Annotated in this window: 29 protein-coding genes and 1 tRNA gene; 13 read left to right on the top strand and 17 right to left on the bottom strand. The window is 53.6% G+C overall.

What is annotated here, in order from left to right; genetic code table 11:
- Window position 1: 1 nt before the first annotated feature.
- Window positions 2-421, bottom strand: coding sequence for an archease (locus tag WC562_02795; protein ID MFA5055086.1), 420 nt, complete (start codon window positions 419-421; stop codon window positions 2-4).
- Window positions 422-598: 177 nt separating this feature from the next.
- On the opposite strand from WC562_02795, the gene WC562_02790 reads away from it, so the two are divergent.
- The 4 genes from WC562_02790 to WC562_02775 all read left to right on the top strand — a co-directional run bounded on the left by WC562_02790 (window position 599) and on the right by WC562_02775 (window position 4,849).
- On the top strand, window positions 599-1,225 hold the full coding sequence (locus WC562_02790; protein ID MFA5055085.1) for a DUF47 domain-containing protein: 627 nt from the start codon (window positions 599-601) through the stop codon (window positions 1,223-1,225).
- Between the two features lie 9 nt (window positions 1,226-1,234).
- Window positions 1,235-2,197, top strand: coding sequence for an inorganic phosphate transporter (locus tag WC562_02785; GenBank protein MFA5055084.1), 963 nt, complete (start codon window positions 1,235-1,237; stop codon window positions 2,195-2,197).
- A 211-nt stretch (window positions 2,198-2,408) separates the two neighbouring features.
- The gene (locus WC562_02780) at window positions 2,409-3,620 is read left to right on the top strand and encodes a CoA transferase (protein MFA5055083.1); all 1,212 of its coding nucleotides are present in this window, start codon (window positions 2,409-2,411) and stop codon (window positions 3,618-3,620) included.
- 2 nt (window positions 3,621-3,622) lie between these two features.
- Window positions 3,623-4,849, top strand: a complete 1,227-nt coding sequence (locus WC562_02775; GenBank protein MFA5055082.1) for a CaiB/BaiF CoA-transferase family protein — start codon at window positions 3,623-3,625, stop codon at window positions 4,847-4,849.
- 34 nt (window positions 4,850-4,883) lie between these two features.
- Here the strand turns inward: WC562_02775 and WC562_02770 are convergent, their stop codons facing one another.
- Window positions 4,884-5,261 (bottom strand): molybdenum cofactor biosynthesis protein MoaE, encoded by a 378-nt coding sequence (locus WC562_02770; protein MFA5055081.1) that lies wholly within the window; start codon window positions 5,259-5,261, stop codon window positions 4,884-4,886.
- Between the two features lie 151 nt (window positions 5,262-5,412).
- Complete coding sequence (ftsH, locus tag WC562_02765; protein ID MFA5055080.1) at window positions 5,413-7,311, bottom strand: ATP-dependent zinc metalloprotease FtsH; 1,899 nt, start codon at window positions 7,309-7,311, stop codon at window positions 5,413-5,415.
- A 231-nt stretch (window positions 7,312-7,542) separates the two neighbouring features.
- Between ftsH and WC562_02760 the strand changes: the two genes are divergently transcribed.
- The 5 genes from WC562_02760 (at window position 7,543) to WC562_02740 (ending at window position 10,523) form a co-directional block, all read left to right on the top strand.
- The gene (locus tag WC562_02760) at window positions 7,543-8,166 is read left to right on the top strand and encodes a DUF3786 domain-containing protein (protein ID MFA5055079.1); all 624 of its coding nucleotides are present in this window, start codon (window positions 7,543-7,545) and stop codon (window positions 8,164-8,166) included.
- Window positions 8,163-8,954: a transcription elongation factor GreA gene (gene greA / locus WC562_02755; GenBank protein MFA5055078.1), complete on the top strand. Its 792-nt coding sequence runs from the start codon at window positions 8,163-8,165 to the stop codon at window positions 8,952-8,954. Before WC562_02760 ends, greA begins: the two co-directional genes overlap by 4 nt.
- A gap of 138 nt (window positions 8,955-9,092) precedes the next feature.
- Window positions 9,093-9,518, top strand: coding sequence for a hypothetical protein (locus tag WC562_02750; GenBank protein MFA5055077.1), 426 nt, complete (start codon window positions 9,093-9,095; stop codon window positions 9,516-9,518).
- 117 nt (window positions 9,519-9,635) lie between these two features.
- Complete coding sequence (locus WC562_02745) at window positions 9,636-10,061, top strand: hypothetical protein (GenBank protein ID MFA5055076.1); 426 nt, start codon at window positions 9,636-9,638, stop codon at window positions 10,059-10,061.
- A 36-nt stretch (window positions 10,062-10,097) separates the two neighbouring features.
- Complete coding sequence (locus tag WC562_02740) at window positions 10,098-10,523, top strand: hypothetical protein (GenBank protein ID MFA5055075.1); 426 nt, start codon at window positions 10,098-10,100, stop codon at window positions 10,521-10,523.
- A gap of 11 nt (window positions 10,524-10,534) precedes the next feature.
- On the opposite strand, the gene WC562_02735 is transcribed toward WC562_02740, so the two are convergent.
- Window positions 10,535-10,613: transfer RNA gene (locus WC562_02735), tRNA-Pro, on the bottom strand.
- A gap of 309 nt (window positions 10,614-10,922) precedes the next feature.
- On the opposite strand from WC562_02735, the gene WC562_02730 reads away from it, so the two are divergent.
- From WC562_02730 to WC562_02720, 3 genes are read left to right on the top strand one after another with little or no spacing between them, the layout of a single operon-like run.
- Window positions 10,923-11,168: a hypothetical protein gene (locus WC562_02730; GenBank protein MFA5055074.1), complete on the top strand. Its 246-nt coding sequence runs from the start codon at window positions 10,923-10,925 to the stop codon at window positions 11,166-11,168.
- Entirely contained in the window at window positions 11,165-11,578 is a 414-nt protein-coding gene (locus WC562_02725) for a biotin/lipoyl-containing protein (GenBank protein MFA5055073.1), read from the top strand. The genes WC562_02730 and WC562_02725 overlap by 4 nt, the downstream gene beginning before the upstream one ends.
- 3 nt (window positions 11,579-11,581) lie before the next feature.
- On the top strand, window positions 11,582-12,736 hold the full coding sequence (locus WC562_02720) for a sodium ion-translocating decarboxylase subunit beta (protein ID MFA5055072.1): 1,155 nt from the start codon (window positions 11,582-11,584) through the stop codon (window positions 12,734-12,736).
- An 8-nt stretch (window positions 12,737-12,744) separates the two neighbouring features.
- On the opposite strand, the gene WC562_02715 is transcribed toward WC562_02720, so the two are convergent.
- The 6 genes from WC562_02715 to WC562_02690 form a co-directional block, all read right to left on the bottom strand.
- Window positions 12,745-14,169: an aldehyde dehydrogenase family protein gene (locus WC562_02715; protein ID MFA5055071.1), complete on the bottom strand. Its 1,425-nt coding sequence runs from the start codon at window positions 14,167-14,169 to the stop codon at window positions 12,745-12,747.
- A 264-nt stretch (window positions 14,170-14,433) separates the two neighbouring features.
- The gene (gene ychF / locus WC562_02710) at window positions 14,434-15,510 is read right to left on the bottom strand and encodes a redox-regulated ATPase YchF (protein ID MFA5055070.1); all 1,077 of its coding nucleotides are present in this window, start codon (window positions 15,508-15,510) and stop codon (window positions 14,434-14,436) included.
- 313 nt (window positions 15,511-15,823) lie between these two features.
- Complete coding sequence (locus tag WC562_02705) at window positions 15,824-16,327, bottom strand: hypothetical protein (protein ID MFA5055069.1); 504 nt, start codon at window positions 16,325-16,327, stop codon at window positions 15,824-15,826.
- 103 nt (window positions 16,328-16,430) lie between these two features.
- A complete protein-coding gene (locus tag WC562_02700) occupies window positions 16,431-16,922 on the bottom strand; it encodes a hypothetical protein (GenBank protein MFA5055068.1) in 492 nt (163 codons plus the stop codon).
- On the bottom strand, window positions 16,919-17,440 hold the full coding sequence (locus WC562_02695) for a hypothetical protein (protein ID MFA5055067.1): 522 nt from the start codon (window positions 17,438-17,440) through the stop codon (window positions 16,919-16,921). The genes WC562_02700 and WC562_02695 overlap by 4 nt, the downstream gene beginning before the upstream one ends.
- A gap of 106 nt (window positions 17,441-17,546) precedes the next feature.
- Window positions 17,547-18,044, bottom strand: coding sequence for a hypothetical protein (locus WC562_02690; GenBank protein ID MFA5055066.1), 498 nt, complete (start codon window positions 18,042-18,044; stop codon window positions 17,547-17,549).
- Window positions 18,045-18,127: 83 nt separating this feature from the next.
- On the opposite strand from WC562_02690, the gene holA reads away from it, so the two are divergent.
- Window positions 18,128-19,144, top strand: a complete 1,017-nt coding sequence (gene holA / locus WC562_02685; protein MFA5055065.1) for a DNA polymerase III subunit delta — start codon at window positions 18,128-18,130, stop codon at window positions 19,142-19,144.
- Here the strand turns inward: holA and WC562_02680 are convergent.
- The 7 genes from WC562_02680 to WC562_02650 all read right to left on the bottom strand — a co-directional run bounded on the left by WC562_02680 (window position 19,121) and on the right by WC562_02650 (window position 25,529).
- Window positions 19,121-19,870, bottom strand: a complete 750-nt coding sequence (locus tag WC562_02680) for a PHP domain-containing protein (protein ID MFA5055064.1) — start codon at window positions 19,868-19,870, stop codon at window positions 19,121-19,123. The genes holA and WC562_02680 overlap by 24 nt on opposite strands.
- 139 nt (window positions 19,871-20,009) lie before the next feature.
- Window positions 20,010-20,465: a hypothetical protein gene (locus tag WC562_02675; GenBank protein MFA5055063.1), complete on the bottom strand. Its 456-nt coding sequence runs from the start codon at window positions 20,463-20,465 to the stop codon at window positions 20,010-20,012.
- 211 nt (window positions 20,466-20,676) lie between these two features.
- Window positions 20,677-21,135, bottom strand: a complete 459-nt coding sequence (locus tag WC562_02670; protein ID MFA5055062.1) for a hypothetical protein — start codon at window positions 21,133-21,135, stop codon at window positions 20,677-20,679.
- Window positions 21,136-21,233: 98 nt separating this feature from the next.
- Window positions 21,234-21,692: a hypothetical protein gene (locus tag WC562_02665; GenBank protein MFA5055061.1), complete on the bottom strand. Its 459-nt coding sequence runs from the start codon at window positions 21,690-21,692 to the stop codon at window positions 21,234-21,236.
- Window positions 21,693-21,703: 11 nt separating this feature from the next.
- Window positions 21,704-23,629: an FAD-dependent oxidoreductase gene (locus WC562_02660; protein ID MFA5055060.1), complete on the bottom strand. Its 1,926-nt coding sequence runs from the start codon at window positions 23,627-23,629 to the stop codon at window positions 21,704-21,706.
- A gap of 594 nt (window positions 23,630-24,223) precedes the next feature.
- On the bottom strand, window positions 24,224-24,958 hold the full coding sequence (locus WC562_02655; protein ID MFA5055059.1) for a 4Fe-4S double cluster binding domain-containing protein: 735 nt from the start codon (window positions 24,956-24,958) through the stop codon (window positions 24,224-24,226).
- A gap of 43 nt (window positions 24,959-25,001) precedes the next feature.
- Window positions 25,002-25,529, bottom strand: coding sequence for a cysteine peptidase family C39 domain-containing protein (locus tag WC562_02650; protein MFA5055058.1), 528 nt, complete (start codon window positions 25,527-25,529; stop codon window positions 25,002-25,004).
- Window positions 25,530-26,210 lie beyond the last annotated feature (681 nt).

Below are 26,210 nucleotides of genomic sequence, written 5' to 3'. Positions count from 1 at the left end.
TTTAAATATCGAACAGTACCTGAAGCATGACGCCGTCGGGTTTCTCTTCGATTTGAGTCATGTGGTATGTCGCGGCCTTTATCTCCGTCTTTATACTGTGCCGCTTCGGGTCGATCTTTTCCCCGTAACATCTGGCAACGATCTTATTAGTGTCGAGTTCCGATATCTCGAATCGTTTAAACAGGATCTTTTCGACTTCAAATACGAATAACAGTTCGTTCAGCCATGATACCAGGAGGTCTTTTGCACCGTCGGCCGTTACTTCAACGTTGCGTATAGTCTTTTCGTCGACCCTGTCGATTTCGGCTATTATGCTGAACATGCCAAGGGCCGCGTTAGCGAAAGCCTTCTTCATGTCGGCTCCATACGCTGCGATGGCCACATCGGCCGTGTGATCGATTATCTCAAACCCTTCGCGCATTTTCAGAGGTCACATTATAACAGAAACAGTGCGATAATGCGTTCATGAATAACAGCAGGTCGCTTAACGCGACATAATCTTTGCAGTCTGCGCCGCTTTTAGTGAAGTGACGCGGGTTATGGTTTTGTTGACAACATCCTCCCTTTCTGGTTTGATATATCGGAAGGAGGTGTTCGTTTGAGGCTTCCATTTCTCCCAAAAGAAGATAAGTTCTTTGATTTGTTTGACGAAGGAGCAAAGAATCTGGTGAAGACGACCGAAGTCTTTGCTGATTTGGTAGCAAACTGGGAGGACGTTCCCGCCAAGGCTCGTCATATCAAGGAGCTGGAACATTACGGCGACGAGATAACACATCGCATCGTTGCGCTACTTCACTCCACCTTTGTCACGCCTATCGACCGCGAGGATATAGCGCACCTCGCTGAGCACATCGACGATGTGCTGGACTGTATAGAAGACGCTGCTACGTGCATGTCCATTTACGAAGTGGCGCGGCCGACAACCAGGTGTCGGGAACTGGCAAAAATACTCGTAAAGATAACCGCGGAAGTAGGGGTTGCGATACCGAAGCTGCGCAATCGCAGCGAGTTGCACAAACTTCCGGCGAGCTGTATTGAGATAAACCGGCTGGAGAACGAGGCCGACGCCATAGCCCGTTCTGCTCTGGCGGAGCTTTTCCGCGATAAGCTGGATACCGCCGATATCATCAAATGGCGCGAGATATACCAGTACATGGAGACCGCCACAGATCGTTGCGAGGATATAGCCAATGTCCTCGAAGGCGTAATGATTAAACGTACCTGAGTCTAACCTGTGTTTATACTAATAATTATTCTAGCCGTCGGTTTCGCTGTAATAAACGGCTTTAACGATGCCGCTAATGCGGTAGCTACAGTAATAGGCACGCGGGTGCTCTCTCCTCTCAAGGCTGTGTTGATGGCGGCTGTATTCAACTTCATTGGTGCGGCCACTGGAGTTGCGGTAGCGGTCACTATAGGCAAAGGAATAGTCGCCCCGGAATATTTAAGCTACGGAGTAATCATAGCCGCTTTGATAACGGTGATATTATGGGGATTCACGGCGACGTATCTCGGCCTCCCTATAAGCATCAGTCATGCGTTTGTTGCCGGATTAATAGGCGCAGGGATAGCCTCCGCGAGCAGCGTGGCGATTGTCTGGAATACTTTTATTAAAGTCGTATCGTCGGTTGCCATAGCTCCCGCGCTCGGATTCGCCGGCGGATTTGCTTTAATGGTAGCCTTGCTCTGGATACTTCGTCGAAGAGCGCCGCTAAAGGTGGAGGGATTTTTCGGTAAACTACAGATTCTCTCCTCCGCATTCATGGCGTATGCTCACGGCAAGAATGATGGGCAGATGCCTATAGGTATCATGGCAATGGCGCTGGCAATACATAGCGGAGGGGAATTCCATATACCTTTCTGGATAATAGCCCTGTCTGCTATCAGCATATCGTTCGGCACATTATTCGGCGGCTGGCGTGTTATCCGGACTTTAGGGATGAAAATTACTGCACTAAGGCCGGTACAAGGATTCGCCGCTATAGGATCGGCGGCGGCTGTGGTCGAGTCCGCTTCGGCGCTGGGGATACCGGTGAGCACTACGCATTGCGTGAGTTCGGCGGTGATGGGGGTCGGCGCTACAAAAAGGCTGTCTGCTGTGCGATGGGGTGTAGCAGGCAGGATAGTGACGGCGTGGATCCTCACTTTCCCTATATGCGGTGGACTAGGGTGGATGTTTGGCAAACTATTGACCTAGATAACCATTATCCGATTTCTTCTATTCTTTAAGTCTAGCCGACATTCGACTTGCTGAACCTCCGTGCTTTGAGTTCTCGTTTATCCGACGATATTTCTTATAGTCTTTTTATCGAATAGTTAACGTTTGCCTCGATATGAGGCTCTGTAATATGATATGTCGGGAATAGATTCATATAAATATCTACGTCGAATGGAAGAAATATTTAAAAATGACTAACACCGCCCTTGTCGGGCTTAAGGTTCTGGAGTTCGCCCAATTCGTTTCCGGCCCGTATTGCGCCAAGCTCCTCGCCGATATGGGGGCCGAGGTCATAAAGATCGAGCCGCCGCTTATCGGCGATTCCGCTCGAAAGAGGGAGCCATTTCTCGATGATGTTCCCGGCCTTGAGCGCAGCGGTTTCTTTCTATTCCTCAACACCAGCAAGCTCGGTATCACCCTCGATCCGGATACGGCTACCGGGCGTGATATTTTCCTTCGCCTGGTCGCCTATTGCGATGTGCTTATCGAGGATAATCCTCCGTTGTTTATGAAGGAGCGCGGGCTCGATTATGAAAACCTTAGCAAGATTAATCCCCGTCTCGTAATGACATCGATCACGCCGTTCGGGCAGAGCGGGCCGTATCGCGATTACAAGGCATATCACCTGAATTCCTACCACGGCAGCGGCGTGGCTAGGGTCCTCTCGTCGATTCTGCCCAAGGAAACGCCGGTCCCGGTTAAGGGCCCCGGCTTTCTCGGCGACATGGATGCCGGGCTGTGCGCCGCCACAGCAACTATGGCCGCATTATACAGTCGACTATTTAGCGGTGATGGGCAGCATATCGATATCTCCAAGCAGGAGGCTTTGATGGCGCTGGAGCGGGTGGAGATGGGCATGTACGGAAACGAGGGGGAGACAAAGTTCAGTACGGTGTTCATGCAGCAGATGGTGGGCGGGTTGCAGCGCTGCAAGGACGGCTACGTACTGATAACCCTCGGGGGGGATCATCACTGGGAGGGGCTGCTGAAGCTGCTGGGCGATCCGGAATGGTCGCGGGAGGAGAGGTTCCAGGGGGAACTGGGTAAGTATAAATACGCGGAGGATATAAACGGCTATATCGCCGACTGGATAAAGGATTATACCAAGGAGGAGCTATATCACCGCTGCCAGAAGCTGAACTGCCCGATAGGTATGGTAACCACCGTCGCCGACCTGGCCGCTTCCAGGCAGCTTGAGTCGCGGGAATTTTTCGGCGAGATCGAGCATCCGGTCATGGGCCAGGTCAGGTGTCCGACATCGCCGTATCGTTTTTCCGAGACGCCGCATCGTTTTCAGCGCCCGGCGCCCATGCTCGGCGAGCACAACGAGGAGATATTTGTCGGTCGATTTGGCTACAGCAGGGAGGACATGATGCGTTTGAGAGGGGCAGGGGTTATCTAGCTATGAGCGAATCGAAGTCGAAACGTTTACCCTTGGAAGGTGTGCGCATTGCCGATTTCACCTGGGCCTGGGCCGGGCCTTACGCTACCGAGCTGCTGGCGTTCCTCGGCGCCGAGGTTATCAAGATCGAGAGCGGCAAGCGTCCCGATCATGCCAGAATACGCTCGCTGACGCTGGGTCTTTCCACGAAGAGCCTCGACAGTTCGCCCGTGTTCAACGACCTCAATCTCAATAAGATGTCGCTGGCACTCGACCTTACCAAGCCCAAGGCGATCGATATAGCAAAGAAACTGGTCGCGGTGAGCGATGTGGTGGCGGAGAACTATCGTCCCGGCGTCATGGATAAGCTGGGGTTGGGATACGATGTTCTGAAATCGATCAAGCCCGATATCGTTATGCTGTCTTCGTCGGCGCTCGGCTCCAAGGGTCCGGAGAGCGGCTACGCCGGGTTCGCGCCCACATTTGCTGCGCTTGGCGGCGCCGCGCATCTCACCGGCTATCCCGACAAGCGTCCAGTGCCGCTCATGGGGTCGAGCGATCTGCGCAGCGCATCGACGAGCGCCTTCGCCATCCTCGTCGCGCTCTATCACAGGGCCTGTAGCGGCGAGGGACAGTACATCGATCTGTCCTCCACGGAGACCATCGCCATAAATATCAGCGATTCCATTATCGATTACATGATGAACGGGCGGGTGGCCGTGCGCAAGGGCAACCGCGATGAGTCCATGGCTCCGCATAATGTTTACCCGTGCAAGAACGATCGCTGGGTCTCCATCGTCATTGCTACCGAAGAAGAGTGGAAGTCGTTTTGCGAGGCTTTAGGGAATCCGGCGTGGGCTGCTGAGGAGAGATTTTCAGATGCTCATCGCAGATGGCTCAATCAGGACGAGATCGACAGGCTGATCGGTGAATGGACGATCAAATATACCCATTACGAGGCCATGGAGCTGCTACAGAAAGCTGGAGTCGCTGCCGTCGCTGCGCTGCAAGGAGTAGAGATGTACAGCGATCCGCATCTTAAGGAGAGGGATGTGTCTGTGCAGGTCGTGCATCCTAACGTCGGGAAGCGCGTGGCGCTGGGACCGCCGTGGAAGTTTTCAAAGACGCCGGCCAGGGTCAAGCATTGCGGTCCGCTGCTGGGGGAACATACCGATTATGTGCTCGGAGATGTCTTAGGGATGTCGAAGTCGGAGATAAAGGCGTTGCGGGAATCGGGCGTGTTGACGTAGGTTAACCGGCGGGCGCAGCCCACCCTATACTATCCTAGACGATCTCGATGAGGCGGTGCAGTTCCTTGACGCGGTCGATGGTGTACTGGCAAGCTTCGAATGCCGCTTTGCGTTGCTTCGCGGATATGGCTACAACCAGTATCAATTCCCCAACGCCTATGCGGCCGTAGCGATGGGCGATCGAGACCTTCGAAAGGTTCCATTTCAAGCGGATTTCCTCGCTGAGCTCGTCGAGGCGTGTCTTGACCGCATCCGCATCAAGTTCAATTTCCGCGTGTCGAAGCGGTTTGCCGTCGGCGGACAGGTCGCGAAGTGAGCCGATAAAGCTGACTACCGCGCCGTTGGATGGGTCGCCTCTGACGCTCTCGATTACGGCTTGAGGGTCGATGGTTTTTTTAGTGAGTTCTATCATAAAAAACTAGGCCTCGGTTAAGCGATAATCAGCCCCCTGTTAACCCCCAGTCTTGGGGGATTGAAAAAAATATAGGGGACACCCCTATAACCCCGTCAGGAGATTTTTCTCCTGTACCTCTTTTAAAAGTCTTTTCGAAATCGCCGAGAAGTTATAATGCGGGCGTATCGTTGTTTCGCTTGCCAAGGATGGCGTCCAATGCCTCTCCCTCGATGGTCTCGTTGGCGATCAGCGCCTCCGCCAGTTTTACCAACTTCTCTTTGTTGTTGTTGAGCACCTCTCTGGCGACGCTTTGCGCGCGCTGCACGATATTATGCACTTCTTCATCGATGCTCTCAGCTGTTTTGTCGCTGTAATCCTTCTGCTCCTCCGTCACTTCACGTCCCAGGAATATAAGCTCGCCCCGCCTTCCGAAAGTCCGGGGACCCAGCTTCTCGCTCATTCCATAGTCGGTGACCATGCGACGCGAGATTCGCGCTACTTGCTCCAGATCGCTGCTTGCTCCGGTGGTAACTTCGCCGAATATGATATTTTCGGCGGTGTGCCCGCCCAGCATTGTGGCCAGAGTGTCGTTGAACTGGGCGTATGTCCACATATTGCGGTCTTCGGTGGGAAGGAGGCGTGTGTATCCGCCCATCATGCCGCGGGAGATGATCGATATTTTATGAACCGGGTCTGCATTAGGCAGGGAATGTGCTACAACTGCATGTCCTGCTTCGTGATAGGCAGTTATCTCTTTCTCCTTCGGGCTGATCAGCCTGCTCTTGCGCTGCGGGCCGGCTATGACCCTGTCCACGGACTCTTCAAGCTCAGACATGCTTATCTTTTTCTTCTCGCGCCGCGCCGCCAGTATCGCGGCCTCGTTCATAAGGTTGGCGAGGTCGGCGCCGGAAAATCCCGGCGTTTGTTTCGCTACTACCTCAAGGTCGACGTCATCCTCGAGCGGTATATCCTTGGCATGTACCTTTAAAATCGCATTGCGCCCCTTGATATCGGGGCGATCGAGGATCACCTGGCGATCGAAGCGTCCGGGCCGTAATAAGGCCGGATCGAGAACATCGGGACGGTTTGTGGCCGCCAGCACAATCACGTTCGTCGAGGTATCGAAACCATCCATCTCAACGAGTATCTGGTTCAGCGTTTGCTCGCGCTCGTCATGGCCGCCGCCGAAGCCCGCGCCCCGCTGGCGTCCCACCGCGTCGATCTCATCGATAAAGATGATGCAGGGGCTGTTGCGTTTTGCCTGCTCGAACAGGTCGCGAACACGAGACGCGCCCACGCCCACGAACATCTCCACAAACTCGCTGCCGCTCATCGAGAAGAAGGGCACACCGGCCTCTCCGGCCACAGCGCGGCTGAGCAGTGTCTTTCCCGTGCCGGGAGCGCCTACGAGGAGCACGCCTCTCGGGATCCGCGCGCCGAGCGAGGAGAACTTCTTGGGGCTTTTCAGGAATTCCACCACTTCCTGAAGTTCCTGCTTGGCCTCATCGACACCCGCGACGTCGTTAAAAGTTATATTGGATTTTGTGCCGGTGAAGAGGCGCGCCTTGCTGCGTCCGAAGTTCATGGCCTGATTCCCTACGCCGCGGGCGCCCCGGAAGATAAACCATATGAAACCGATAAAGATGACCAGTGGCAGCACGGTCCAGAGCAAGGATGTCCATTCGAAGCTGCTGGGAGGCTTGTAGGTATAGTTTATTCCGTAGGAGCTGAATAGCGTATAGGCATCGATGCCGGAATACGGTAGATACGCCTCCGCCTTCTTCTCCTTCGAAATCTCAATGAACTTGCCGTTTGCGAGCTCAACCGTATCGCTCTTTAAAAACTCGATAGTTAGCGTAGCCCCCGACTCTTCGATGCTCTTGATCAGGCTGTTATCAACAACCGAATCGTTCTGGACCACCTGTCCCGATCTTGCTATATCTTCCAGCTCCGTTAGCGAAAGTTTCAGGGTTTCTTCCGATGGCGACCGGAAGGAAAAAAGAAGCGCTGCAAACGCGGCAATAATAACTAGAAAGAGGATGCCTTTCCTCAAGAAGCTTGAGCTCATTCCTTTGTTTGGATCTACGTTCAACAGAGTTCCTTACTGATGTGATGCGATAATAATACTATACAGAATAAGGTTAAGTTCAGGTTAAGATTCGACTAATTACCTTTGAATTTGTGCAACAATATAACTATAGCAGAATGTGGCGAAAAATAAAATGCGACGGGCTTGTGACCATAGCCATTCAGTGCTATTATAGTTAAATCTTGGAAACGTCGCTTATGGCATTCAGCAATGGGTCTCGATGACGCTTATATCAAAGCGGTGGAATCCGTGACGCATGCCGACCCTCGGGAAGCGGCGTCGGCGAGCGGCGCTGAATACAAGGAGGATAAATTCGTAATTCCTCTGTTCAACCGGACCTACACGGTGCAGTATCCTGCTTGCGAGATCGCGCAAATCGACTCGGACAAATATGTTCCTGATATTATAAAAGTACTTCTCATGCATTACCTGACGCATGCGGACGGCACGGCTATATCCGGCAACTGGATAAGCTATCGTCAGCTTCCCGGAGCCAAGCTGTTCGAACAAAGATTCATGAGCCTGGTGCTAAGGCCTATGCTTGATCTTTTCGATAAAGATACGGATAGCTTCCGGGAAGCGGCATTCGACCTTGGAGGTCAATCCATGGATTCTAAGGGAGATGCGGCCTTTCGCTTCAATGCTCTGCCCAGGCTGCCGGTAGCATGCATCTATAACATCGGCGAGGATGAAATCCCTCCTTCTATTAATTTTCTATTCGATGAGGCTGCTCCCCATTATCTGCCCACCGAGGATCTGACTATCCTCGGCGGGATCATGATTTCCTTTATGAAAAATGTTGTTAAGAATGATTACAGGAAGATTAAGTTATGAGTGAAGAAAAGAGTCTGGGCGAGGCTGCGGCCGCTTTTCTTGCCGGTCTCCCCGTAGACCGAAAGGAAGAGTTCAGGCAGGAGTTGAATAGGTTCGTTATGTGGTGCGGCAAGTCCCGTTCCATGTCTGACCTCTCCGCTCTGGAGGTGGCGAATTACGCTGAGAGCATCAACAGCGCTACAACGGATGTGTCCAAGGTTACCGCTGCCGTGAAAGCTTTTCTGGTTTATGCCAAGAAGGAGGGTTTAACCGGCGCGAACCTTTCCGTACACCTGCGCGTCAAGAAGGTTACCACTGCGCGTACTGCTTCAACCAGGGGCAAGCCAGAAAAGATGGTCATGACGGAGGCTGGGCTGGAGGAGATTAAGGCGGAACTGGATAATTTGAGAAAAGAGCGGCCCAAGCTGGCCGAGGACATCCGCAAGGCTGCCGCCGACAAGGACTTCCGCGAGAACGCGCCTCTTGAGGCGGCGCGGCAGCAACAGGGCATGGTAGAGGCTCGAATCAGACAACTGGAAGCCATGATGAAGACGGCGGTTGTGAATGAGGAGCGGCCCAGCGGCCTTGTAGTGTCTATCGGGACTATGGTTACAATTCAGGGAGTATCCGACAGCGAGGAAATGACATATAAACTGGTTAATCCTAACGAAGCGAGTCCGTTAAAAGGGAAGCTCTCAGTTTCCTCGCCCATAGGCAAAGCGTTGCTGGGGCACAAGCAGGGCGATGTCATCGAGGTTATCGCTCCTTCCGGCGCGTTGAATTTTAAAATCGTCAGGATCGAAAGCTGATTATGTCTGCGCCGGCTCTCTTAAATACTTGACTTTTAGTTGCAGATGAGATAAAAAGGGACAATACTTATCGAGTTGTAAATAGAGTGTTGATTCGCTGATGCCCTTTATATACAATGGTGACCAAAGGCGGTAAAGATGGGATTTAGGCTAGGTACGCAGGAGTTGGCGGACGAGTGCATGAGGCGGCAGGATATCGATCCTTCTTTCCAGGAGAAGCTCAAGGGTCTTAATCTGAAGCTTCTCTTCGTGGGTCTGGATTGTCCGGGTAACGAGGATAGGCAGCTTGCTATCGAGTTAGAGCACGGCAGGTTTGCCGGCATAGGGGTCTCGGCAAAGCCCGCGCCCAGCGATTTGAGGTCCGCTCCGTTTGATCGTGCCAAGTATGATTTCAGAGTACAGGCGCCTCAGAAGACTCTGGTCGACCTGATAAACGGAAGGGTGGATTTGATAACGGCTATACAGCTTGTGAAGATCGAGGGGGATATCGGCAAGCTGATGGCTCAGGCGGCAGGGTTCATCGGTTTCATCGATCTGCTCAGTACAATGGATATAGAACAGTAGTTATCCAAAATTAGTCGCGATAATCGTATAAAACGGGTACAGGCGAGAGGGAATTGATTTCTAGCTTCCCACTGGTTAAAATCGAGGGGAGCAGGTAGAAGGCTGGGAGGTTCTGGTATGACGATAAGTTTATTTTGCCCCGAGATGAGGGAAGAATTCCTGAGAAGACAGGACCTCGATCCGCTGTGCAAGCAGAAGCTGCGAGGGTTGACTTTCAGGCTGGTGATACTGAGCACGGATGCTCCGGGAAACCAGGACCGCCAGATGGCGATGAACCTGCAGGGCGGAAGGTTCATTAACATTGTTTATGATATCCAGCCCGCGCCCAGCGAGCTCAGAACCATGCCCTTCGATAAAATGAGGTATGATGCCAGGGTTACTGTTGACCATCAGTTAATTGTAGATTTATGCCAGGGAAAGGTTGATTTAATGGCAGCTTTTCCTAAGGTAAAGGTTGAGGGGAATATGAGTAAACTGATGGGACAGATAGAAGGGTTCGTCGGGTTTATCGATTATTTAACTACGATGGACATAGTGCCGTGACGCCGGATATTTCTGCTCAAACTTAGGGGGTTAGGTATGACGATAAGTTTATTTTGCCCTGAGATGAGGGAAGAATTCCTGAGGAGACAGGACCTCGATCCGCTGTGCAAACAGAAGCTGCGAGGGTTGACTTTCAGGCTGGTGATGCTGAGCCTGGATGCCCCCGGAAACCAGGACCGCCAGATGGCGATGAACCTGCAGGGCGGAAGGTTCATTAACATTGTTTATGATATCCAGCCCGCGCCCAGCGAGCTCAGGACCATGCCCTTCGATAAAATGAGGTATGATGCAAAGGTCACCGCGCCCCATCAGCTATTTGTAGATTTATGCCAGGGGAAGGTTGACATAATGACTGTATTCCCAAAGTGCAAAGTTGAGGGGAATATGAGTAAACTGATGGGACAGATAGAAGGGTTTGTCGGGTTTATCGATTATCTGACGACAATGGATATTGTCGAATGATTTTCTAAAGCTGGTCGGGGTGAGTGGATTTGAACCACCGGCCTCTTGCACCCCATGCAAGCGCGCTAAGCCGAACTGCGCCACACCCCGCCTATCCAGCCGCAACATTATAACAATATCTTATGTGTGTTTCAAGAATAGTAAGAGTCGCTTTCACCGATAGTGGTAACAGGCACGACGTTCATATCGACTTCAATCCCTCGGCCTCGGGGGATTTTTATTTTAGAATGCGTCTCCAATATCTAAGCAGTTAATACGATTAATTCCGTCAACCCAACGATTCTTCATCGTGTCGCATATTGCTTTCCGCTGTTCATCGGACTCGTCGGCCAGCTTTGACAACTCACAAAAAAAGGTTTAAACTAGCATTGGTTTTAATCATTAGAGGTATTGTCGGTTTTGGATAACATCTACTTAGACGCGCTAGTGACGGCCTTATTTGCTATTTTAGCCCTGCTTGTTGTGGCAGGGATTTTTATGCTAGGCACTTTTATCATGCATAAGGGGATGGCACTTAAGGATGAGCGTAGCGGATTTAACCTTCCACGTGGTGGTAAGCGCGTTAGAAAAGGCGACAAGAGAAATGTCCTAATAGCCGCTGCTGTGGCCGGCTATTTGCAGGCCGAGCAAGAGAGGAAGTTATGAAGCGTAAGTTCAAGATAACCGTTGAGGGGGCCGATTATGAAGTGGAGGTGGAGGAGATTCACCAGGGACCGGTTCCTCATGTCGCCCCTCCCCCGCCGGTAGCCGCCCCGGCAAAACCCCCCGTTGCCAGAACGGAAGTGCATACTCCGGCCGCTCCGGCGGCGGCCAGGCCTCAGGCGCCGAAGGCCGCGGGTAAAGGAGTAATGTCCTCTCCCATGCAGGGCATGGTCTTCGCACTCAAGGTCAAGGTGGGAGACACTGTCAAAGCCGGCGACGTTCTGCTGGTACTGGAAGCGATGAAGATGGAGAGTGATATACCATCTCCGCAGGACGGCACCATCAAGGAGATATTCGTTTCCGCGGGGCAGCATGTGAGGAGGGGAGATCCTCTACTGGCGATCGAGGGATAAACTGTGCTGGATCGACTTAGTGACTTCGCAAATAGCACAGGGTTCGTAGAGTTTGACTGGCGCAACGCCGTAATGCTTCTCGTAGCTTTCGTAGTTATCTATCTTGCGATTAGAAAGAAGTTCGAACCCTTACTGCTCCTCGGCATAGGTTTCGGCATACTACTGGCCAATTTGCCGATGACCGGACTGCTGAACGCCCCTCCCGAATCGGGACAGGGAGTCGGCGGGCTTATTTATTATCTAAGCAAGGGTGTGAGCCTGGCTATTTATCCGCCCCTTATATTCCTGGGTATCGGCGCGCTCACGGACTTCAGCCCGCTTATCGCAAACCCCAAGACGTTCCTTATGGGCGCCGGCGCGCAACTGGGAATTTTCGTGGCCATGTTCCTGGCGCTGGCCTTCGGCTTCGATCTTCAGCATGCCGGCAGCATAGGCATCATCGGAGGGGCTGACGGCCCGACCGCTATTTACACAACGATTATGCTTTGTCCCGATGATCCGGGCATACTGGGTATAATCGCGATCTGTGCCTACTCGTATATGGCCCTGGTGCCGCTCATTCAGCCCCCTATTATGCGGCTGCTCACCACTAAGAAGGAGCGGATGATCGTAATGGAGCAGACGCGGTCTGTCTCACGCACCGAGTTGCTGATCTTCCCGATTTTCATGACGGTTCTAATATGCCTTATACTGCCTCCCGCCGCCCCGCTCATCGGCATGCTCATGCTGGGCAATCTGCTGCGGGAGAGCGGCGTCACCGACAGGCTGGCAAAAACGTCCGGCAATGAACTGCTGAATATCGTGACGATATTCCTTACCGTCTGCGTCGGCGCCAAGATGGAGGCTCACGCCTTCCTGACCATAGATACGATTGAGATACTGTTCATCGGTCTTGTGGCTTTCTGCGTGGGGACCGCCGGGGGCATTATGGTTGCCAAGATAATGAACCTGTTTATCAGGGGTAAGGGCAAGGTCAACCCGCTCATCGGCGCCGCGGGCGTCTCCGCCGTGCCTATGGCCGCGCGCGTGGTGCATAAAGAGGGGCTCAAATACAACCCGAGCAATTTCCTGCTGCCGCACGCCATGGGGCCGAACGTGGCCGGAGTCGTCGGCTCGGCGACCGTGGCCGGACTGCTGCTTTCCTTCTACAAGGGGTAGACGCTGTATTAAGATTCCCTGATAACGAGCAGCCTGGGCTCCGTCATTTCCTCGATGGCGTATCTCAACCCTTCTCTGCCGAGGCCTGAATCCTTCGTGCCGCCGTACGGCATTCCGTCCGTTCGATACATCGACGTGTCGTTATGGATTATGCCGCCGACATCGAGTTCGCGGTAGGCCTTCAGCACTTTCCCGATGTCGTTTGTGAATATCCCGGCTTGAAGCCCGTACCTCGTATCGTTCACTTTAGCTATGGCCTCGTCGAACGATTTGTAGCTGTCGACGATCGCAACGGGCGCGAAGGCCTCGCAGTCGCATATCCTCAGCTTAGGGTCGACGCTGGCCAGAACCGTCGGCGGAACGATGTTGCCTTTGCGCCTGCCGAAGCGGTGCACCTTAGCACCGGCGTCGCGAGCCTCTTTAATCCACTCCTCGATGCGATCGGCGTTGGAGTTGTCGATCATCGGTCCGCATATCACATCGGGGTCGGATGGATCGCCGCATCTGATATCGTGGCCGGCGATGTGCAGGAACAGCTCCATAAAATAGTCGAAGAGCGATTCATGGACGTATATGCGCTGCACCGAGATGCATGTCTGCCCGGCGTAGGAGAAGGCCCCTGCCGCCAGCCGCCGCGCCGCGCCCTCTATATCGCAGTCCGGCTCCACTATCGTCGCCGCGTTGCCGCCGAGCTCCAGCGTTACCCTAGCTTTTCCGGCGCGCTGCTTTATCCCCCAGCCGACCTCGGCGCTGCCGGTGAAGGTGACCATCTTTATGCGGGGGTCGCCGACGAACTTGCCTGCTACGCTGGAAGGGCAGGGCACCACGTTGAGTACGCCCGCGGGCAATCCTGCGTCGGCGGCTATCTGCTGCAGTACCAGCGAGCTCATCGGCGTCTGGGATGAAGGCTTGATGACTATGCTGTTGCCGGCGGCTATGGCCGGGGCCACCTTGTGACAGACCAGATTGAGTGGAAAATTAAAGGGCGTTATGCCCAGTATCGGGCCCAGCGGGAAGCGCCTGTACAGCCCGGTGCGCCCGGCTCCGACGGCCGTACTGTCGAGGGGCAGGCAGCTGCCGTCGATGCGCAGCGCCTCGCCGGCGGCGAGCGCGAAGGTGCTGACCGCGCGCTCGACCTCCCTCAGCGCCAGGGTGATCGGCTTCCCCGCCTCGTCGCGTATGATCTCGGCCAGCTCCTGCCTGCGCTCGGCCATTATCGCGGATATCCGGCGCAGCATGCGGGCGCGGTCGTGTGCCGGCATCGTCGAAGCTATCTTGAACGACTCGTGGGCGGACTGAAGGGCGCGGTCGAAATCGTCTTTGTCACAGTACACCACCTTGCCGGCGATAGCGCCGTCGTACGGGCTTTTTATAGATGTCCTGGGCGACTTCCTGACGGTGTTGCCGCCGATAATTAGATCAAAGTTGCGCATAGCTAATCAACCCCCTGTATCCCCCAGTCTTGGGGGAATTTAAAAAAGGATAGGGGACACCCCTAAGACCCCGGCAGGAGATATTCTCCTGCACCTCTAGTCTAACCGTCATTCCGGCGAAAGCCGGAATCCATGGAGGGCGAGGCGACCTCGCCCCTACGGGAGACCTCTTCTTGAATCTGTCATTCTGAGTGTAGCGAAGAATCTCGTAAACTGTCGTTAACCCCCTCTTTACTAAAGAGGGGGACAGGGGGAGTTCGCTAACTACACGTTGAAGAAGAAGTTGATGATCTCACCGTCCTTGACGATGTGGGTCTTGCCCTCGGAGCGCAGCATCCCGTGTTTCTTGGCCTCGACCATGTTGCCGCATTTGATGAAATCGTCGTATGTTATTATCTCGGCGCGTATGAAGCCGCGCTCGATGTCGGAGTGTATCTTACCCGCCGCCTGCACGGCCGGCGTGTTGTCGCGAATGGTCCAGGCCTTGCACTCGTCCGGGCCGACGGTGAAGAAGGAGATCATGCCCAGCAGGTGGTAAGATAGCCTGACGACGCGGTTGAGCGCGGCCTCGGTGATGCCCATATCGCTGCGGAAAACGGCAGCCTCTTCGTCGCTGAGCTGCACCAGCTCCATCTCGATCTCTCCGCAGACGGCGGCCACGTCGACGAAGGGGCGTTTATACTTTTCACGCCATTCTACCTCCAGCGCCTCGGCCTGCGGCAGCATGTCCTCGCCGATGTTGAACACGATAAGAATCGGTTTGGCGCTGAGGAACCTGTAGCCGGATATGTCCTTGAGCTCGGTCTCGCTGAACGTCATCTCCCTGATGGGAATCTCTTTCTCCAGCGACTCTTTGATCTTCTCCATGAGCGCCTTCTCGTGGGTCAGGTGCTCGCGATCCTGATGCTTGGCCGATTTGAACGTGTCCTCGATGCGCTGCAGCTTCTTCTCGATGATGGACAGGTCGGAGAAGGCCAGCTCCATCTCCATGGTCTTGATGTCCCTGTCCGGGTCTGTGCTCCCCTCCGGGTGCGGGACGTTATCGTTCTTGAAGACGCGCACCACGTGCAGCAGCCCCTCGGTCTGGCTGACGTGGTTCAGCAGCTCGCCCCTCAGCTCCCCTTTTGACGGCACGGCGATATCGGTATATTTCACCTCGGCGGGGGTCTTCTTCTTGGGTTTGTACATCTTGTCCAGATCGTCGAGGCGATGGTCGGCGACCTTGGCGGTGCCGACGTTGGGGCCGGTGCTGTAGGTTCCGGTATTGGCTTTGCCCTTTGTCAGGGCGTTAAAGACGGTCGTTTTTCCGCTTTTGCCCAGACCTATTATGCCGATTTCCATGAAAGACTCCGATTACAAAAAGCAGTATTTGCTCACCACATTTTGAGGTTGTCTTGGGAGATAGTCAACCCCCTGACGTTTTCCCGTACGACGGTCACCGTGTAGGGGCAGGGCTTGCCCTGCCCGGTAAAAATAGCGCGGCAAGCAGCGCCCCTACGCAACCCGACATTCAACCGTCATTGCGAGCGAAGCGTGGCAATCTCTATCAACCCCCTGCTATCCCCGAATACATTGGTCACCGGGTAGGGGCGAACCTATGTGTTCGCCCACGTCGGGCAGACACAAGACCTGCCCCTACGGAATGCCTCTTCACTCATGGCCATACATTCTGATAGCCGGAGTCGTTGGTTGTGCATCCCGTTCCGGCACAGTATGAGAATACATTTCCGTAGATGTCTGTTAGCCAGACATAACTACCTTTATTACTGCATCCAACGTCTGCGTTGCCGCAACAGTTGTCGTTGCCTGTGCTACTCAGGTTGCAACTGTCTGGCACTTTCCGTAACATCCCGCCGTTTGCGACGAGCACAGCGCTGATATTAATTACAGAGCAATTTGAGCACTCGGTAACTGTGTAAGAGCCGTTTAAGATCGGGAGTGCCCCCTCGTTCCTTGATGCATACTCTGCGATTGCATTCTTGAGTTCATCGTGGTTTGTGTTGTAGGCACAGTCTTGACAGTCGGGTGGTGGCCCATCAAACACTGTGTCAGGGGACAAGAATACAGCTAAAAGAATAGCTATGATAGTAACAAAGACTAATATAATTGTAAGAAAGTCTCTCGATTTCTCCGTCGGTTTGCCTTGCTTTTCGCTCATGAATCAACCCCCTGCCGTTTCCCCGTACAGCGGTCACCGGGTAGGGGCGACCCTCGTGGTCGCCCGCAACGGGCAGGGCAAGACCTGCCCCTACGTCTCGATATCATGGCCACACATCCTGGTATCTGTCGACGCCGCTGGCGTTACAATATTTTCCGACGCAGGTTGAATAAACATTGCCTTCATCATCTACCGCCCAGATATAATGGGAATATTCCCAACATCCTGTACAGCCAGCATCGCAGTTGTCATTGTCGGAACCATTGATGCTGATACAGCTATCTGGCAAATATTTCAGTGTCCCGCCTTGCGAAGCTAAGAGTGAACAGATATTTATTATTTCATAAGCCGAGCCATTTATAGTTACAGTCCCGTTAATCGTGGGCAGAGTTCCATTGTTTTGGTTTTGATAATCATTCACGGCGTTACGCAGTTCTTCCTTAGCATTGTCGTATATGTTCTCTAGTCTGGGGCTCACTGATCCCCCTATGGACATGACCCATAGGGAAGCTATGATCAGTAGGATAATTAGCAGAAATAAGTATACACGCCAGTTTTTATACCATCTTTTAGATTTCCCTTGTTCTTTACTCACGGCCACACATCCTGATAGCCGGTGTTGTTGGTTGTGCATCCTGCTCCGGCACAGTACGAGAATACGACTCCATCATTATTGACTATCCAGATATAACTGTTAGCAGAACTGCATCCCAAACTTGTGTTGCCGCCGCAGTTGTCCTTGCCGCTTGGACTAAGGTTGAGCCCCTTTGGAGCCTCGCGCAGCAGGCCACCATTTTCGACGAGTAAGGCGCTCATGTTTATCACACTGCAGTTTGGGCATTCAGCATTTGTGTAAGTACCGTTTAATGTCGGGAGCAAACCGTTGTGGTCAGAACAATACTGGGCGATAGCGTTTTTAATTTCGTCGCTAACAGTGAGGTAGCTACGAGCTTTTTCATCTAGCTTTGTTTCACATTTGCCGGTTGCCACGATGGTTACAATGGCTACAGCAAGCAATATGGCTAAAACTATCCAGATAAAGGAATCTACATCCTCACGCTCATCGAAGAATTTCTTGTACCACCTCCTGGTTTTTTCTTGATTTTCGCTCATGCATCAACCCCCTGCTATCCCCGAATACATTGGGCACCGGGTAGGGGCGAACCTATGTGTTCGCCCGCGACGGGCAGACACGCAGGTCTGCCCCTACGTCTCGATATCACGGCCACACATCCTGATAGCCGGAATTGTTGGTTGTACAGCCGGCTCCGGCGCAGTATGAGAATACGTTTCCATTAGCGTCGACTATCCAGATGTAACTGGCATCGGTACTGCATCCTAGACTGGCGTTGCCGCCGCAGTTGTCGTTGCCGCTGGCGCTAAGGTTAAGGACGACAGGGAGTCTTTGCAGCAACCCGCCGTTTGTGACGAGCAGGGTACTGATATTAATCACATTGCAATTTGAGCAGTTAGCGTTTGTGTAGGTGCCGTTCAGAATAGGAAGAAAGCCGTTGTGTTTGGATTGATAATGCGCGACTGCATCAAGTATCTTGTCCTCGATACAATAGTAACCGTCACAGCTGGTCCCATATTGTGCATGTGTTCCCGAATAAATAACAAAAGCTATTATGCAAAGAATCAATATAGCGAAAAACCATTGAATGATCAATCGCCGGTTCTTATACCATCGCTTAGATTTCCCTTGCTCTTCGCTCATACGTTGTCCCCAATATGTGATTATGATACCACATTTGCGGCTTGGGTCTAGCCGCCCTATCGGTGATGGGGTAGAATAGGGTCGTGATATACGTTCTCTACGGCCACGATGAATTCTCCCTGAAGGAAGAGCTGAACCGCATCAAGGACGAGCTTGGCGACCGCGAGGCGCTGGCCACCAACACCACGGAGTTCGACGGAAAGCAGGTGGCTCCGGGACAGCTTCTCGATGCCTGCAAGGCCATGCCCTTCCTCGGAACGCACCGTCTCGTCATCGTTGACGGGCTCCTATCGCGGTTCGAGAAGGGTGCCAGGACGGCAAAGGAATCGGACGGCGACGAGGAGCAGGAGAAATCGCTGCCCAAGAAGGGCTGGCGCGCGGAGTGGGGCGAGCTCAAGCAGAGCCTGCCCGGGATACCGCCGACCACGGTGCTGGTCTTTACCGACGGCGCGGTGCGGAAGGATAACCTGCTCCTGAAGCGGCTCGCGCCGCTGGCTACGGTGCGGGAATACGCCGAGCTCAAGGGCGCCGCGCTGGGCGAGTGGATACGCAACAGGATAAAGCTCGGCGGCGGGGTCATATCGCCGGAGGCGGCCAGGATGCTGGCGACCTACGCCGGGGACAACCTGTGGGTGCTGGCCGGCGAGATCGATAAGCTGATACTGTACTGTGCCGGCAAGCGCATCGAGGAGAAGGATGTAAAGGAAGTGGTGAGCTACGCCCGCGAGGCCAACATCTTCACCATGGTCGATGCGCTCATCGAGGGGCGCTCGGCGACCGCGGTTCCGCTTTTACAGCAGATGCTGGACGAAGGCGCCGCCGCCCCGTACATACTGTTCATGATAACGCGCCAGGTTCGATTGCTGGTGGAGGTCAAGGACCTCGTCAATCAGAAGTGCAGCCGCATAGAGATCAGGAAGCGCATGGGGATAACCAGCGATTTCGTGCTGAACAAGGCGCTTGAGCAGAGCCGCAGCTACTCCATGGAGCGCCTGGAGCAGATCTACCGCAAAATTCTGGAAACGGACATCTCCATCAAGCAGGGCATCTGGAAGGGCGATCTGGCGCTCGATCTGCTAGTCGCCGAACTCTGTGTATAGCCCGGACCGCCGCATCTGCTCGAACTTTTCCTTCCATTCCTCACTTCTACGTTTTGCCTTGCTCGGTTTCAGTTTGCGATGGCATTCGGCAGGCGTGAGTGCGCGGAAGCGTCCGTCCTTCAGCTCTGCGATGAGCTCGTCGAGGCTCTTTATCTCCCGCTCGAAGTACGTAGCCGCATGCCCGACGTCGGCTATCTCGTGCGCGTCGGTGCCTCCTGTGGTGCGTTGCTTGAGGCGACGCGCCAGCTCAGTTGAGAAGCTGTTCTCGCGCTCGTTGCCGTGGGCGTTCTGTGTCTCGAGTGCGTCGACTTTAGAGAACAGGGGATTGGCGCAGGCCTTGTCCAGTTCCCGATTGAAGCGCTCGCCGCCGGGGTCGTCGCTGCCGCGCAGTATCTTGCGGCGGAAGGGATGGGCGATGACAACCGCCCCGTTGAACTCCCTCACCTTCTCGATGACGAAATCGGCGCGGCTCATGCCGATAAGCCACTGCTTGAGGCCGAATACTATAAGGTGTTCCTCCTCCGTATTGAGCTCGGCGCCGGCGAAGACGGGGAACTGGTGCTTAACTCGCAGCGCCTCGACCTCGGCCTCGCTCCAGAAGGCGTCGTGCTCGGTGAGGCAGATGCCGTCCAGCCCGGCTTCCTTGGCCGCGACGATGAGCTCATCCGCGGACAGGTCGCTGTCGTAGGAGAGAGGGTTGGTGTGAGTGTGAAGATCGATTAGCATATAATCAATCCTGTCATTGCGAGTCCTTCCGTGGAAGGACGAAGCAATCTCATAGTAAGTTGCATACAAGCGATTAGATTGCCGCGTCGTCCTTCCATATACCTCAATATCATGGAAGGACTCCTCGCAATGACATTCATTACAATTCTTTCTCCCGCTGGCGGAGCATTTCAGAATAGTTCTTTCGGTCGAGAATGATGAGGATCAAAGGCGCTAAGTAAATGATAAGACCCGCAAGGATAATGATAAGCGTCTTTGAGAAACCACCAGGATCCATTGATAAATATAAATAACCTCCTATGGAACAAATCATAGCAATAACGAGAACGCCTACGGAGAATTTCCAAGCCAGTTTATTTCTTTTCAGGGGAAGAATGCCTGAAATTAATGTGAATGCGCCACCAAATAGCATCATGACATATGTAAGACCACTATTAGATGGGCTACTCCACAGACATTGAAGAAATAGCGCGAACATATATACGATAGCCAATAATGTTAAGGCTAAACCGACTATTATCAGCCACCACACTGCAATCCTGGTTTTTGTAGGGAGTTTTAACTTTGTTTTATCGACCTGCTGTTCTTCACTCAATAGTCAACCCCCTGTATCCCCCAATTTCATTACTGTCATTGCCCGACTTGATCGGGCAATCCAGAGGCCGTTGTCATTCTGAGCACATTCGCTGCGCTCAGTGTAAACTCCGCGAAGAATCTCGTTCAACCCCCTGTATCCCCCAGTCTTGGGGGAATTGAAAAGAAATAAGGGACACCCCTAAAACCCAGGCAGGAGATACTCTCCTGCACTACTTTTTCTCCAACTCCTGCTGGCGTACTACCTTAGAGTAGTTCTTTCGATCCAGAATTAGAAGGAACAATGGAACCAGCATCATAATACCTAGTCCCAATAGTATATTAAAGAAAACCGATGGCGGATCGGAAAAACCGCAGATAATAGCAACGGTTGCGTAAACGGAAATAAGGCCTGTGGAAATTCGCCAACTCCACGCGTTTTTCTCGCCAAGTATAAAGACAGGAAGAAGAATCAACAGTTCTATCGCTATGCCTGCAGGAATAAAAATCACTATGAAAGCCCGGGCAGCGCCACATTGCTCTGTCCAGCAATCACCGGTTGCGTTGATTACTAATATTGTTATCAAGGCCACTAATGCAGCCAGGCTCCCTACGATTAACCACCAAATGGCAATCTTGGTTTTAACCGGGAGCTTAACTTTTACTGGAGTAGCGCTTTGCCCTTCGCTCATGAGTCAACCCCCTAGGTCCCCCAGTCTTGGGGGAGAATAAAAAAGATAGGGGACACCCCTAAAACCCCGGCAGGAGAACATTTCTCCTGCACCTTTTTTCATGGCTTCTTCTCCAATTCCCGCTGGCGGAGCATTTCGAAGTATTTTTTCCTGTCGATGATAGCAAGTACAAGTGGCACTAGATAAATGACAATGCCGAATACGAATGAGTACTGATATGGATGAGTATACCGATAAAAGACAAATATGACACACGCTATGAAGCCAGAAAGTTCAGCACAAAGAATAATCACAGCTAGTATCCAGGTAAGTTTTGCCCTTATTAAAAAAAGGAAGCCGGGGATTACAAATGAAATACCTATAACCACTACTAGAAGAAAAATAGCGCCGTACACTAAACCCCATTCGGCATCGGATTTTTTCATGGGACCGACACTGTAGATGATAAGTGCCGTAATAGTACCTATTATTCCCAAAGATAATATCCACCATGCCGCAAATTTAGTTTTTCCCGGGAGTTTCGGTTTTGAAATGCTAGCTATTTGTTCTTTACTCAATAGTCGCCCCTTTACAACTCATACGCCGCGAGGAAGCCGCCCTCGGTGGCCTGGGCTATCTTGCCGGCCTCGACGCAGTCGCCGATGGACTTGATATCGATCTTATCGCCGAACTTCTGTTTCAATCGTCCGGCAAACCCGGCATTCGGCTTCATGCCCATGGCCAGCACCACGCTGTCGGCATCGAAGAAGATCGTGGTGCACTTCTTGTTGGCGCGCACGCGGCTCTCGGTGATCTGCTCCACCTTGGCGCCGGTGACCCACTTCACGCCGGCGTTGTGCAGGCGCTGCATGATTATCCACCTTATGGTTATGCCGATGTCGCTGCCCATGCGGTCCAGCATCTCGATGATGGTTACCTTCTTGCCCCGCTCCGCCAGATACTCCGCTGTCTCGCAGCCGACCAGGCCGCCGCCCACCACCACGACCTTCTCCCCGGCGGCCTTTTTCTCGCCGCTCAGCACCTGGACGGCGGTCATGACGTTGGGCAGGTCGCGGCTCCAGTCGGGCGGAACGATTGGTTGCGCGCCCGCGGCCACGATAACGGCGTTCGGCTTTCCTTCAGCGATGGTGTCCTCGTCGGTCTCTGCGTCGAGCTGAACTTTTACGCCCGTTTTCTCAAGCTGCTTCTCGTAGTAGGCGATGAGGTTGTTGATCTCCCACTTGTACGAAGGCGCCGCGGCGGGTATCAGGTTGCCCCCCAATCGATTGCCCTTGTCGTATAAAGTAACATCGTGCCCCAGCTTCGCCGCGTCGATGGCGGCCTCCATGCCGCCCGGGCCCCCGCCGATGACGAAGACCTTCTTCGGCTTCTTGGCATGTTCGGGCCGCTCCTCGTACTCATGGCCGAGGCGCGGGTTCACCGAGCAGGCCACGGACGCGCCGAGCATCACCCTATCGAGACAATAGTTGCAGGCGATGCACGGACGGATGTCGTCGAACCTTTCCTGCATCGCTTTGTTCGGCATCTCCGGGTCGGCCAGGAGCGCGCGCCCCATGCCCACCAGGTCGGCCTTGCCCTGCGCGATTATCGAATCGGCAAGTATCGGGTTATTGATGCGGTAGGCGGCGATGACGGGGATGTTGACGACTTTTTTGATTTCTTCCGCGAGGTAGACGAAGCTGCCGCGCGGCACGGACATATATATCAAAGGTGTGCGGCACTCGTGCCACCCCGCCCCCACGTTGAGGCAGGCAACCCCCGCCTTCTCCATCTCGACCGCTATCCGCTTGCCGTCGTCAAGCTTATTGCCCCCCTCCATGAACTCGTCGGCGGAGAAGCGGCAGATTATGGGGAAATCGTTCCCCGCTTTCTTTTTGGCCGATGCGAGTATCTCCAGCAGGAAGCGCATCCTGTTCTCAAAGCTGCCTCCGTACTCGTCAGTCCGTTTATTCGTCGCCGGCGACAGGAAGCGCGCTATGAGGTAGCCGATGCCGCAGTGCAGCTCCACGGCGTCGAAGCCGGCATCGCGGGCGCGCCTGACGCCCCCGGCGTACTCGTCGACGATTTGATGTATCTCGTCCACGGTCAGCGCGCGCGGCTTTGAGTTCTTGCGCGTGGCCACCTCGGACGGCCCGACCTCCTCGATCTTCTCGCCGTCGGCGCGGGCCCAGTAATATTGCAGGCCGATCTGGGGGGCTATCTTTGCACCGGCGGCGTGCACGGCGTCCGTAGTCTCCTTCAGCCCCGGGATGAACCTGTCGGCGTGTATCGATATCCGCCCCGGCAGCGGTACGCCGGTGCTCCCGGGCATGAGCATGCCGGTGATGATGAGCCCGGCGCCGCCTTTAGCCCGCGCTACCAGGTATTCGCGGTCGCGCACGCTGGCGTAGCCGTCGTCGCCGTAGCCCGTGTCCATGGACAGCATGACGAGGCGGTTCTTCAACTCGACGCCTCCGAACTCGAAAGGCTGGAAAAGGTTGGTCAGTTTTGTCATGAAAGTTCCTCTTGTGTGCTGGCGATGGTGTTCTTCACCTTCGCCTGATTTTATTCTAATACCTTCTCGATTTTTAAAATCCCCGGTTGATTCATTATATAATCTCTGGCGCTAGAATATGGGTAGTCTTCGGGAGAATTGCATAATTGCCATTTTTCCGAACACGGATTGTTATGGATATATTCCAGTTTCTGCTGAAAGAATGGATAGGATTCAATCTGCTTAATGGCATGTGAGTTTCGCCAGATTTGATAGCGTCGATCTTTTCGATTCGATTGCAGAGATGCAAGTTCCGGGTCGTGGCGATTCCTCAAAGATTTGATAATCTGCTGAGATGTAAATTTGTGGAAGTCCCTGAGTATGTCTGACAAGGGATAGGGCTCGATGGGTGAAGATATCAAGTGGATGTGATTCGGCATTATGACATAGCCGTGCAGTTTTACACGACGGTTGTCGATAATGAACTGGACAGACTGTATAACTGTGTCACGGTAGACGTCATTTGCTAGAAGCGGTATCCAGTTGTTTATGGTTGATGTGGTGAAGAACATGTTGCCCATACTAGCTTTCGTTTTCGGCGAGGTGAAGAACACCTCACCGAGCGGTGGGGCCATCCCGTCTTTTCTTCTTCCCAAAGGGGCATACCGATACGCAGATGCCGCAGATGGTAGCGTCTTTTTGAATTCTGGTCATCGCTAAATGCTTGCACATGTCTCTGCATTTATGAGCGTCGTAGAACTCGTCCCGGTGCACAGTCGTATCCCAGAGTCTGCCGCTGGCGGCTTGAGCCGGGCATTTCTCAACGCAGATGGTGCACGAGCCGCATTTGCTCTTGCGGATGGGCTCGCCGATTTTCTGGAACCTGTGATTCGTAAGCACACTGGCGAAGCGTACCCTGGGCCCGAATTTATTCGATATCAATAAATCCGTCTTGCCGATCCAGCCCAGTCCGGCGCCCGTGGCGGCCATCTTGTGAGAGAATTTATAGCGCAGGTTCACCTCGTAGTTTGCGTCACGATTACTGTCGTCGCCGGTGGCGATCATGGGGCGGTTGTCGATGCCGCGCGCGTTCATCTCGCTCGATATTTGTGCGACGATACGACTCAACTCTTTATTGACGCTTTCAAACAGGTTGAAGTATTCCAGCGTCGGGCCGCCGGCGATGGAGTCGATTACGCTGTCGTCCAGCTTCCTGCCGATGACTGTGGCGTATCTATAAGGATATTTGTCCTTGATGAGGTCTTGCAGGTCGGCGTAGCCGACGACGTAGTTATCCTTGTCGGGGATGAAATTGGCGATCGCTTCTTCAATAAATGGTTGGATATTCATGGTTAGAAGTATAGCACGACGGCAAATATCGGCTCAAAGGTCTTCAATCCATGTGCTTCGGGGAGGGAAGCACTGGCTCCTTGCCCAGCAGCACCATGGCCCAGCGCTCCACCTTCCTGTGCGTCTCCGGATATCTATCGTGCCAGCGGGTCATGAACTCGCCCTCGGTAAGCCATGTCCTGCGGAAAGACGACGGGTCTTCAAAAACTATGATTTCGTTGGTCGTATCGATCACGATAGCGTAGTGCCCGTCCTTATAGTCTTTGGCCCAGTCCTCAAGCGTCATCAGCCGTTCGGCCCATGCCTGCAGCAGGACTATCACCGGTATCCCCGAGTTCACATACCACTTGATGTCCTCCAGCGTCCAACCGGGCCCGGACTTCACCTTGAAGCCGTATTTCTGTGCGACTCTTCTCAAGTCCTTGGGCCGGGTGCCGGTTTTGTTGGAAGGCAACTGATTGATGAGCTCGTCGCCGCGCGCATCCACGCCGTAGTAGGCCATGACAGTCTGGAGCGCCTGCGCCCCGCAGTCCCAGTCGAATGTCTGTCTGAGGTTATGCAACTCGATCATGATTATGTTATCTCCGATATATATTTTAGCACTTTTTATGTTAGGCAGCCAAAAGACGATGCGCTCACGTTCGTGTTTTTTTCATCGATGGGTCAATCCCCTGTGCCCCCCCCGATATGTCGGTCACCAGGTAGGGGCGAACCTATGTGTTCGCCCGCTGCGGGCAGACACGCAGGTCTGCCCCTACATTAGTCGTAGGGTGGGCTGCGCCCACCGCCGTAACGTCATTCCGTCCCCGTATCGCCGTACGGGGTAAACTCCAACCGGAATCCACACCGGGCGAGGGAACCTCGCCCCTACACCTCGTATCTGTCATTGCGAGGAGCGTAACGACTTGGCAATCTCAAGTTGTCGCTGGCCGATAGCAGTCCGAACCCCCTAAATCCCCCATACGTTGGGGGACTTAAAGAAATCCGGGGGACACCCCCGGTTCCCCCGGAAGGAGCTTCTCCTTAACCTCTTTCTTTCAAATACCCTCTCTTTGATAAAGAGAGGGATGGGGTGAGTTCGTCCCCGTCATTCCGGTCCCGTATCGGAGTACGGGGTAAACTCCAGCCGGAATTCACGCCGGGCGAGAAGACCTCGCCCCTACACCTCGTATCTGTCATTGCGAGTCATATTCTAGAACGACGAAGCAATCTCCTCCACATATGCCAAAAATCAATGGGATTGCCACGTCGT

This window comes from Dehalococcoidia bacterium (assembly GCA_041649635.1).
In the GTDB taxonomy this organism is placed as follows: Bacteria; Chloroflexota; Dehalococcoidia; order E44-bin15; family E44-bin15; genus JAYEHL01.
Note: the sequence above shows the minus strand (reverse complement) of the source record. Positions and strands in the feature narration are given on the sequence as shown.

What these genes read in the sequence shown, in the direction of transcription:
- WC562_02660 (MFA5055060.1), bottom strand. Translation starts at nt 23,629, where the DNA reads ATGACAAAACTGACCAACCTTTTCCAGCCTTTCGAGTTCGGAGGCGTC.
- WC562_02770 (MFA5055081.1), bottom strand. Translation starts at nt 5,261, where the DNA reads ATGATAGAACTCACTAAAAAAACCATCGACCCTCAAGCCGTAATCGAG.
- WC562_02655 (MFA5055059.1), bottom strand. Translation starts at nt 24,958, where the DNA reads ATGAATATCCAACCATTTATTGAAGAAGCGATCGCCAATTTCATCCCC.
- WC562_02680 (MFA5055064.1), bottom strand. Translation starts at nt 19,870, where the DNA reads ATGCTAATCGATCTTCACACTCACACCAACCCTCTCTCCTACGACAGC.
- WC562_02740 (MFA5055075.1), top strand. Translation starts at nt 10,098, where the DNA reads ATGACGATAAGTTTATTTTGCCCTGAGATGAGGGAAGAATTCCTGAGG.
- WC562_02670 (MFA5055062.1), bottom strand. Translation starts at nt 21,135, where the DNA reads ATGAGCGAAGGGCAAAGCGCTACTCCAGTAAAAGTTAAGCTCCCGGTT.
- WC562_02760 (MFA5055079.1), top strand. Translation starts at nt 7,543, where the DNA reads ATGGGTCTCGATGACGCTTATATCAAAGCGGTGGAATCCGTGACGCAT.
- WC562_02750 (MFA5055077.1), top strand. Translation starts at nt 9,093, where the DNA reads ATGGGATTTAGGCTAGGTACGCAGGAGTTGGCGGACGAGTGCATGAGG.
- ftsH (MFA5055080.1), bottom strand. Translation starts at nt 7,311, where the DNA reads ATGAGCTCAAGCTTCTTGAGGAAAGGCATCCTCTTTCTAGTTATTATT.
- WC562_02650 (MFA5055058.1), bottom strand. Translation starts at nt 25,529, where the DNA reads ATGATCGAGTTGCATAACCTCAGACAGACATTCGACTGGGACTGCGGG.
- WC562_02795 (MFA5055086.1), bottom strand. Translation starts at nt 421, where the DNA reads ATGCGCGAAGGGTTTGAGATAATCGATCACACGGCCGATGTGGCCATC.
- WC562_02780 (MFA5055083.1), top strand. Translation starts at nt 2,409, where the DNA reads ATGACTAACACCGCCCTTGTCGGGCTTAAGGTTCTGGAGTTCGCCCAA.
- WC562_02745 (MFA5055076.1), top strand. Translation starts at nt 9,636, where the DNA reads ATGACGATAAGTTTATTTTGCCCCGAGATGAGGGAAGAATTCCTGAGA.
- WC562_02775 (MFA5055082.1), top strand. Translation starts at nt 3,623, where the DNA reads ATGAGCGAATCGAAGTCGAAACGTTTACCCTTGGAAGGTGTGCGCATT.
- WC562_02690 (MFA5055066.1), bottom strand. Translation starts at nt 18,044, where the DNA reads ATGAGCGAAGAGCAAGGGAAATCTAAGCGATGGTATAAGAACCGGCGA.
- WC562_02715 (MFA5055071.1), bottom strand. Translation starts at nt 14,169, where the DNA reads ATGCGCAACTTTGATCTAATTATCGGCGGCAACACCGTCAGGAAGTCG.
- WC562_02705 (MFA5055069.1), bottom strand. Translation starts at nt 16,327, where the DNA reads ATGAGCGAAAAGCAAGGCAAACCGACGGAGAAATCGAGAGACTTTCTT.
- greA (MFA5055078.1), top strand. Translation starts at nt 8,163, where the DNA reads ATGAGTGAAGAAAAGAGTCTGGGCGAGGCTGCGGCCGCTTTTCTTGCC.
- ychF (MFA5055070.1), bottom strand. Translation starts at nt 15,510, where the DNA reads ATGGAAATCGGCATAATAGGTCTGGGCAAAAGCGGAAAAACGACCGTC.
- WC562_02695 (MFA5055067.1), bottom strand. Translation starts at nt 17,440, where the DNA reads ATGAGCGAAAATCAAGAAAAAACCAGGAGGTGGTACAAGAAATTCTTC.
- WC562_02725 (MFA5055073.1), top strand. Translation starts at nt 11,165, where the DNA reads ATGAAGCGTAAGTTCAAGATAACCGTTGAGGGGGCCGATTATGAAGTG.